Raw genomic sequence first — 7,571 nt, forward strand, 5'->3', positions numbered from 1 at the left:
CCGGCCGGGTGACCGGGGCTGATCCACCGAGATGGGCAGCGGCACGGCATGACCAGCCGGTGTCAGCGACGGAAGCTGTTCCCCGGCCGTCGGAAACGGACCGTGGTCGTACAGCTCCGATGGCGGGATGTGGCCGAGCGCGCCCGACGGCAGGGCGGCCTCCGCGCCCGCGAGCGCGGCCGGGGGGAGCGCCGACGCGCGGTCGGCGGCGGCCAGGTAGCTCAGGATGACCTCGCGCTGCGCGGCGACCAGCTCACGGGTCGTCCGCAGGAACTCGATCACGGCGGCGTCGGCGTTCCCCACCGACGGTGGGACGATCACCGTCGGCAGCTCCGTCGCCCCGGGGGACGCGGCCCACGACGGCGCTTCGGGGGCCGGCAGGCGGGACAGCTCGTCCGCCGGGACCAGCCCGCCGGGCAGGTGACGGCCGTCGGACGTCCGCACCAGGTGGCCGTCGACGAGCCAGCCGGGCCGGCGCGGGCAGTTCGCGGCCGAGACCACCTGGGCGTCACGCCCGGTGAACAGGGGCGCGGTGTCCACGGCGGCCCCGGCGGCCGCCAGCTCCGCCAGCGCGAGCAGGAGCCGGCGCAGCCCGTGTTCGCCGGGGACGTCCGTGGCGACGGCCGTGTGCGGCCGGCCGTGCAGGATCCGGCTGACGAGCCCGGTGAGGACCCGGCCCGGCCCGGCCTCCACGAAGATCCGTACGCCGGCGGCGTACATCGCCTCGATCTGTTCGACGAAGCGGACGGGCTGGGCGACCTGGCCGGCGAGGGTCCGCCGGACCGCGTCGGCGGTGTCCGGGTACGGCAGCGCGGTCGTGTTGGACCAGACCGGCCGTGACGGCGGGGCGATCGCGACCCTGTCCAGGTCGGCGGCGAACGTCCCGGCCGCGGCCGCGACCACCGGGCTGTGGAACGCGCACGCCACCGGGATCCGTCTGGCGGTGAGCCCTTCGGCCGCCAGCACCCGCACCGCGGCCTCCACCGCGGGGGTCGGACCGGAGATCACGGCCTGTTCCGGCGCGTTGTGGTTGGCGATCACGACATCGCCCGGGCCCGCCGGGCCGCCGGCCGGGCCCGCCGCGGCCGCCTCCAGCACCTCCCGCACCCGACGCGCCGGGGCGGCCACCGCCGCCATCGTGCCGGGGTCAGCCAGGCCGGGGTCAGCCAGGCCAGGATCAGCCGTGACGGGATCGATGCCGCCACTAGCGATAGCGGATCCGCCACTAGCGATAGCGAGGCCGCTGCTGGCGGTAGCGGGGCCGGTGCCGGCGGTATGGCCGGCGAGGGCGCCGGTTGCGAGAGCGCCGGGGGGATCAGCGGGAGCGGCGGTTACGGAGACCGCGGCGAAGGCGCCGGCGGCGCCCAGGATGGCGTCCGCTCTGGCTTCGCTGAGCGGCAGCAGATCGTCGATGTCGACGGCCCCGGCCGCACACAGGGCGACCAGCTCACCGTAGCTGTGGCCACCGAGGTGGTCGGGGCGCACGCCGAGGCCGGTGAGGATCTCGTGCATGGCGAGGCCGGCGATCCCGAGAACCGGCTGCGCCGTCCGGGTGTCGGTGATCGCGGCCTGCTGGGCGTCGGTGTCCGCCCGGCTGAACGCGGCCGGCGGGAACATCGCCGGCACCCACTTCTCCCCGCGTTCGAGCAGGTGCCGCAGCCGCGGGAAGGCCACGAACAGCTCCGCCAGCATCCCGGGCCGCTGGCTGCCCTGCCCCGGGAACAGGAAGGCGGTCTTCCCTTCCGCCGCCTCTCCTTCCGTTTCTCCTGTCCCGGCCGGCGTGGCGCGGCCGGTCCTGGCCCGGCCCGGCCTCCCCTGAGCGCCGCCGGCGACGAAGATCCCGGCCTTCGGGTCGTGGGTGAACGCACGGGCCCGTCTCACCAGGTCGGCGAGCTCGTCCAGGCTGGTCGCGACGAACGCCACCCGCACCGCCCCGCCGCGCTTGACCGCCACCGTCGCGGCCAGGTCGCGCAGCTTCCAGGGCCGCCCGGCGCCGTCGTTGACGCGGATCAGCTCGGTGAGCCGGTCCAGGGTGCGGCCGGCGGCCGCCTGGTCGGTGCCGCGGATGACGAACAGCTCGGCGGGCCAGGCGTCCAGCCCGTGGGTGGGTTCGGGGGCACCGTCGTAGGCGGAGAGCACCACGTGGAAGTTGGTCCCGCCGAAGCCGAACGCGGACACCCCGGCGTGCCGCCGCGACGCCGGCGCCGCCCACGGCCGGGCGGCGGTGTCGAAGAAGAACGGGCTGGTCGCGGCGTCCCAGGACGGGTTCGGCCGGGTGATGTTGGACGTCGGGGGGCGCACCCCGGCCGCCAGCGCCCGCACTGTCTTGATCAGACCGGCCAGCCCGGCGGCGCACTTGGTGTGCCCGATCTGGGATTTCACCGAGCCGACGGCGCAGCCGCCCCGCCGCGCGCCGTGGCCGGCGAACACCTCGGTGAGGCTGGCGAGCTCCGTGCTGTCGCCGACGACCGTGCCGGTGGCGTGCGCCTCGACCAGGCCGACGTCGGCCGGGGAGATCCCGGCGCGCGCGTACGCCCGTTCCATCGCCAGCACCTGCCCGGCCCGGCTCGGCGCGGTCATGCCCAGCGCCCGGCCGTCGCTCGACCCGGCCACCGCTCTGATCACCGCGTGGACGCGGTCGCCGTCGCGTTCGGCGTCGGCGAGCCGCTTGAGGACGACGACGGCCACCCCCTCCCCCAGGCAGATGCCGTCGGCGGCCGCGTCGAAGCTGCGGGACCGGCCGGTCGGTGACAGAGCGTGGACGGATGCGAACAGCATGAAGTCGTGGATGCTGTTGTGCGTGTCCACGCCGCCGCAGAGCACCAGGTCCGAGGTGCCGCCGCCCAGCTCCTTGCAGGCGGCGTCCAGCGCCGCCAGCGAGGACGCGCATGCCGCGTCGACCGTGTAGTTCACACCACCGAGATCGAAACGGTTGGCGACCCGCCCGGCGATGACGTTCGCGAGCATTCCGGGGAAGGAGTCCTCGTCCAGTGTCGGCAGGCGTACGTCCAGGGCGGGCGGGACCGGCCCGAAGAAGGCCGGGTAGGCCGAGCGGAAACCATGGGCGGCGGCGAGATCCGCGCCGGACTCGGCGCCGAAGACCACCGACGTGCGCGACCGGTCGAACGGCCGGTTGTCGTAGCCGGCGTCACGCAGGGCCCGCGCGGTCACCTCGAGGGCGAGCAGCTGCCCGGGCTCTATGCTGCTCAGCGACTTCGGCGGGATGCCGAAGCGCAGCGCGTCGAACGGGACCGGCGGGAGGAACCCGCCCCACCTGGACGGCACCCGCCCGCCGCCCCGCCCGTGATCCGGGCCGGGGGCCTGCCCGCCGGAGGCCTGCCCGCCGGGGGCATCCTGGCCGGGAGCCCGGCCGGGGGCGTGGTAGAGATCCGCGTCCCAGCGGCCGCGCGGCACCTCGGTGACCGCGTCGACGCCCCCGACCACGTTGGCCCAGTACTCGGCGGTGTCGGCGGCGCCCGGGAACACGCAGGCCATGCCGACGACGGCCACGTCCAGCGGCCGGGCGGCCTCGCGGCGGCGGCCGCGCCCCCGTGCCCTGGCTCCCGCCCGCGCCCGGGTGCCCGCCCGCGTCGCGGCATCCGGCCGGGCCGGCTGCCCGGGCACCGGGCCGACGCCGGTGTCAACGCCGACATCGGTGTCACCGTCGACGTTGACGTCGGTCTCGGGATCGATGCCGAGGGCGACGAGACGGTCGGCCAGCGCCTGGGTGGCGCCCTCGCTCACCTGGGCGTGCAGGGCCGCCACCGTGGTCGGCTCCGACCGCAGCGCCGCCACCTGGCCGATCATGAACATACCGTCGTTACGCTGGGTGTCCTCGTCGACGGGCACCAGCCGGCCCTGGCCGCGGCGCAGGCCCTTGCTCGCGATCCGTGACCGGCCGAGGTTGAACCGTTCCAGCTCCTCCCACACCTGCGCGGGGACGAGCCCCTGAGCGAGCAGCTCGGCCCGCCGTCCGGCGAAAGCGGTGACGAAGGGTGACCGAACGACGCGGGTGGCGTGCCCCGGCGAGGTCTCCAGCAGGACGGTGCCGCCGCAGTCCAGCGCCGTCCGCTGGAAACCGGGCAGGATCGCGCCGGAGGTGACCGCCTCGGCGGTGAACAGGTACGCGGTGCCCATCAGCACCCCGATCCGGGCGCCGCGGGCGGCCAGGGGCGCGGCGGCCGCCGCGACCATCGCCGCGGACCGCTCGTCGTGCACACCGCCGGCGAACAGCACGTGCAGGCCCGCGAAGAACGCCCCGGCCGCGGACCGGCCGCTGGCGACGGACACCTGCTCGCCGTACGCCAGCAGCTCGGTGATCTGCCCCTCCCACAGCGGGAAGCTGGCCCGTGGGCCCACATGGCCGCCGCACTCGCGTCCCTCGAAGACGAACCTGCGGGCCCCGGCGGCGAGAAACCGGCCGAGCAGCCCCGGCGAGGGCACATGCAGGAAGGTGTCGACGCCGGCGGCCTGCAGGGACGCCGCCTGGGACGGGCGCCCGCCGGCGATCAGCGCGCAGGGCGGGCGGATCTCCCCGACGGCCTCGAGCTGGGCCGAGCGGATCTCCGGCGGGGCGAAGCCGAGGATCCCCACCCCCCATGGCGCGTCCCCGAGCAGGTCGCGGGTCTGCCTGAGCAGGGCACGGGCCTCGTCGCCGCCCATCAGGGCCAGCGCCAGGAACGGCAGGCCACCGCCGTCGGCCACCGCCCGGGCGAACTCGGCCCGGTCGCTGACCCGCGTCATCGGTCCCTGCGCGACCGGGACGCGCAGGCCCCGGTCGGCGGCGAAGGGCGCGCCCGGGGCGAGCGGGGCGAGCCGGACCGCGGCGGCGAGCTGGGCCTCGATGGCGTCCCGGACCGCTGTGACAACGCCGCTGGCGGTGACGTACCGGTCGGCCAGCGGCGCGGCGAAGGCGCCGTCCTGGCCGATGGGGAGGAACTGTTCACGCAGGTCACGGGCACCGAGACGGTGCGCGACCGCGTCTTCGTCGAGCCCTTCGTCCGCCTGCTGGCCGGCGAGCCCGGCGACCGGCAGGTCGGGGCGGACGTACACCCGGTGCCCGGCGAGGAGCGTGGTCTCGCTGCCGTCCATGCCCCGGATGGCGGCGGCGACCTCGGCCGGCAGCTCCATCTCCCGGACGAGCGCGAGCTGGGCGTCGAGCACGACACCGGCCGCCCCCGCGGCAACGGCGGCGGCGGCGGTGTGCGGCCCCAGCCCGCCGGCGGCCCACACCGGCAGGTCCAGGCCGTCGGCGGCGAACAGGTGCTGGAGCAGGGTGAACGTGGTCAGGTCGCCGACCCGGCCGCCGGCCTCGCCGCCCCGGGCGATCAGGCCGTCGGCACCGGCCGCGGCCGCCGCCCGCGCCTGCGCGACCGAGGTGACCTCGATGAGGACGCGCCGACGCCCGCCCGCCGACGCCGCCTCCACGTCCCACTCGCTGTCCCGCTCGCCGTTCCGCTCGACGTTCCGCTCGCTGTCCCGCTCACCGCGGGCCGGGCCGGTGGCGAGGATGACGGTGTCCACCTCGGGCGGCAGCTCCCGCGGGCTGGTGGCGCAGCCGACGGGCACCCGTACCCCGAACGGGCCGCGCGACCAGCGGGCGGCGTCCGCGAGCGCGGCGCGTGCGGCGGCGGCATCCCGCCCCAGGTCGAGAACGCCGAGGCCGCCGGCCCGGGCCACCGCGGCCGTCAGGCGCGCGTCAGGCTCGGTGAAGGGAGTGACCGCGACGACGAGGTCCCGTGACGGCCCGGGGACCCGCGCCGCCCCGGCCCGCGGCACCCCGGGGCCGCGGGCCTGCGGGTTACGGTGCGTGCTGGTGCTCATGGGTGGTCCCTCCTGACCGGGCCGCGGGCGGCCGGCCCGGTACCTGCCGGCCCGGTACCTGCCGGCGCGGCTGCCGGTATCCAGGTGCGCGGCCACAGCGACGATCGCCTGTCGGCCCGCCGGCCGGCTGGTGGCCGGCGGGCCGGCGGCCACGGGCGTGCCGCGGCCGACACGCCGAGGAGCCCGGGAGCCGAACCGTATACATGCACAAAGAAACAACTATGACACATTATATTCACAATAATGCGCCAGAAAAAGCAACCAAAAATCACGCGACTCACAACGACGACAGTTTTCAAGGTCGACATCATTTCCCAGCAGATCGTTGGCCGACGGTCCATGACGGACACCAACGGCGATCGACACCGGTTCACCGAGATCGGCACTTGCGGGTGCCGGACCAGCTCCTTCCCCGGACAGGCAGGACATGGGCGCGGACACCGTGCCACCGGATGCGTGTCGGAAATTTTAGCCCCCCGGGAAAACCGGCCGGCGGGACCCACCGGCCGGGCAACACGGAGGAAACCGGACGCGGACACAGCGCAGCTATCCATACACGGAAGGGCAGGTACGGTGACCGCTTTCGGGACGTCCGGTTTCGTCGGGCCCGGCCATCCGCGCCCCGCCGCCGATGCCGCCGACGATGCCGCCGCCGTAGATGCCGTAGATGCCGCCGGCAATCCGCTGGCAAAGGCGTCCGCACGGCGTTCCCGCGACCGGTCGTCCCCGGTACGGATCGTCCTTGTATCCGAATCCGGCCGAAGCGCGGGAGGATGTGAGAAAACGCACCCGGCAACCGGTGTAGCCGGCCATGCGGTGGCCCGCCGCGTAGCCGGCCCGGGTCCCGCACGGCCACGCGGGACGGCACCGGCCACGGCCATCCGGGCGATCCCCGGCTCAGACCGGGGCGTGCAGGTCACGGCTCTCGACGATCGCCCCGTCCGAGACCACCAGATGGTCGAAGGAGCCCTCGGACTCCGCGATCCAGAACGCCCCGCCGAGCGTTATCGGGTCCAGGTTGTGCCGCTGGGAGGCCCGGAACCGGCGGCGGCGCACCAGCACGACCCGCAGCGGCCCGCGGCCGCCGAGCAGCGATCCCCACACGACGGTGAAGACCACCGGCGGATGCCGCCCGTCCACCGCCGTGGTGCCTTCCTCCCAGCCGAGAATCGGCGTCCGGTCGAGCGGCTGGTCAAGGCGGGTGGTGGAATCGTCGGCGGACTTCAGCCGCCAGTGCAGAAGGCCCACCGGCGAACTCACCAGTTCGACTTCCACACCGGAAAGCGGCAGTTTTATCCGGTCGTACACCTGGTCCATCGCGTCACCCCCGGCCGCGTCACCCCGGACCGGTCGAGGCCGCCGGTCCCACGCCGCAGACGACATCGCCCACCCCACCATCGGATGCCGTCGCCCAGCGCCGCGAGGACAAAGATCTGTCAGCGGCCACGGGTAGCGCATCCTCCCCACGGGGTGAGAGGAAGATGAATTAGATCATATCAGTTCACAGCATGTGCCACAGCGGCCGGCACGGCGACACGACCGGCACGGATACGGCGACGCCAGTCACCCGGTAATCGCACGCCGGATATATCCCGACCATACGTCGATCATATTTCCACCACATACTTCCGGCATATTTCCAGTGTACTTCCGGCATACTTCCAACGATATTTTCGGCATATCTCCAACGACCGGACCGGCCCATCGGGACAGCGGCCACGGCCGACCACGACCACGACCACGACCAC

At 74.6% G+C, this 7,571-nt stretch carries 3 protein-coding genes; all 3 read right to left on the reverse strand.

Annotated features, from left to right (window positions below):
- Nucleotides 1-5,823, reverse strand: a 5,823-nt coding sequence (locus AC5LUJ_RS13300) for a beta-ketoacyl synthase N-terminal-like domain-containing protein (protein WP_493465019.1), incomplete at its 3' end; no start/stop codon positions are given.
- Nucleotides 5,824-6,369: 546 nt separating this feature from the next.
- Nucleotides 6,370-6,636: a hypothetical protein gene (locus tag AC5LUJ_RS13305; RefSeq protein ID WP_250287507.1), complete on the reverse strand. Its 267-nt coding sequence runs from the start codon at nucleotides 6,634-6,636 to the stop codon at nucleotides 6,370-6,372.
- An 84-nt stretch (nucleotides 6,637-6,720) separates the two neighbouring features.
- Nucleotides 6,721-7,140 (reverse strand): hypothetical protein, encoded by a 420-nt coding sequence (locus AC5LUJ_RS13310; protein ID WP_250290393.1) that lies wholly within the window; start codon nucleotides 7,138-7,140, stop codon nucleotides 6,721-6,723.
- Nucleotides 7,141-7,571 lie beyond the last annotated feature (431 nt).

The sequence above is a fragment of the Protofrankia sp. CiP1_Cm_nod3 genome (assembly GCF_982290655.1).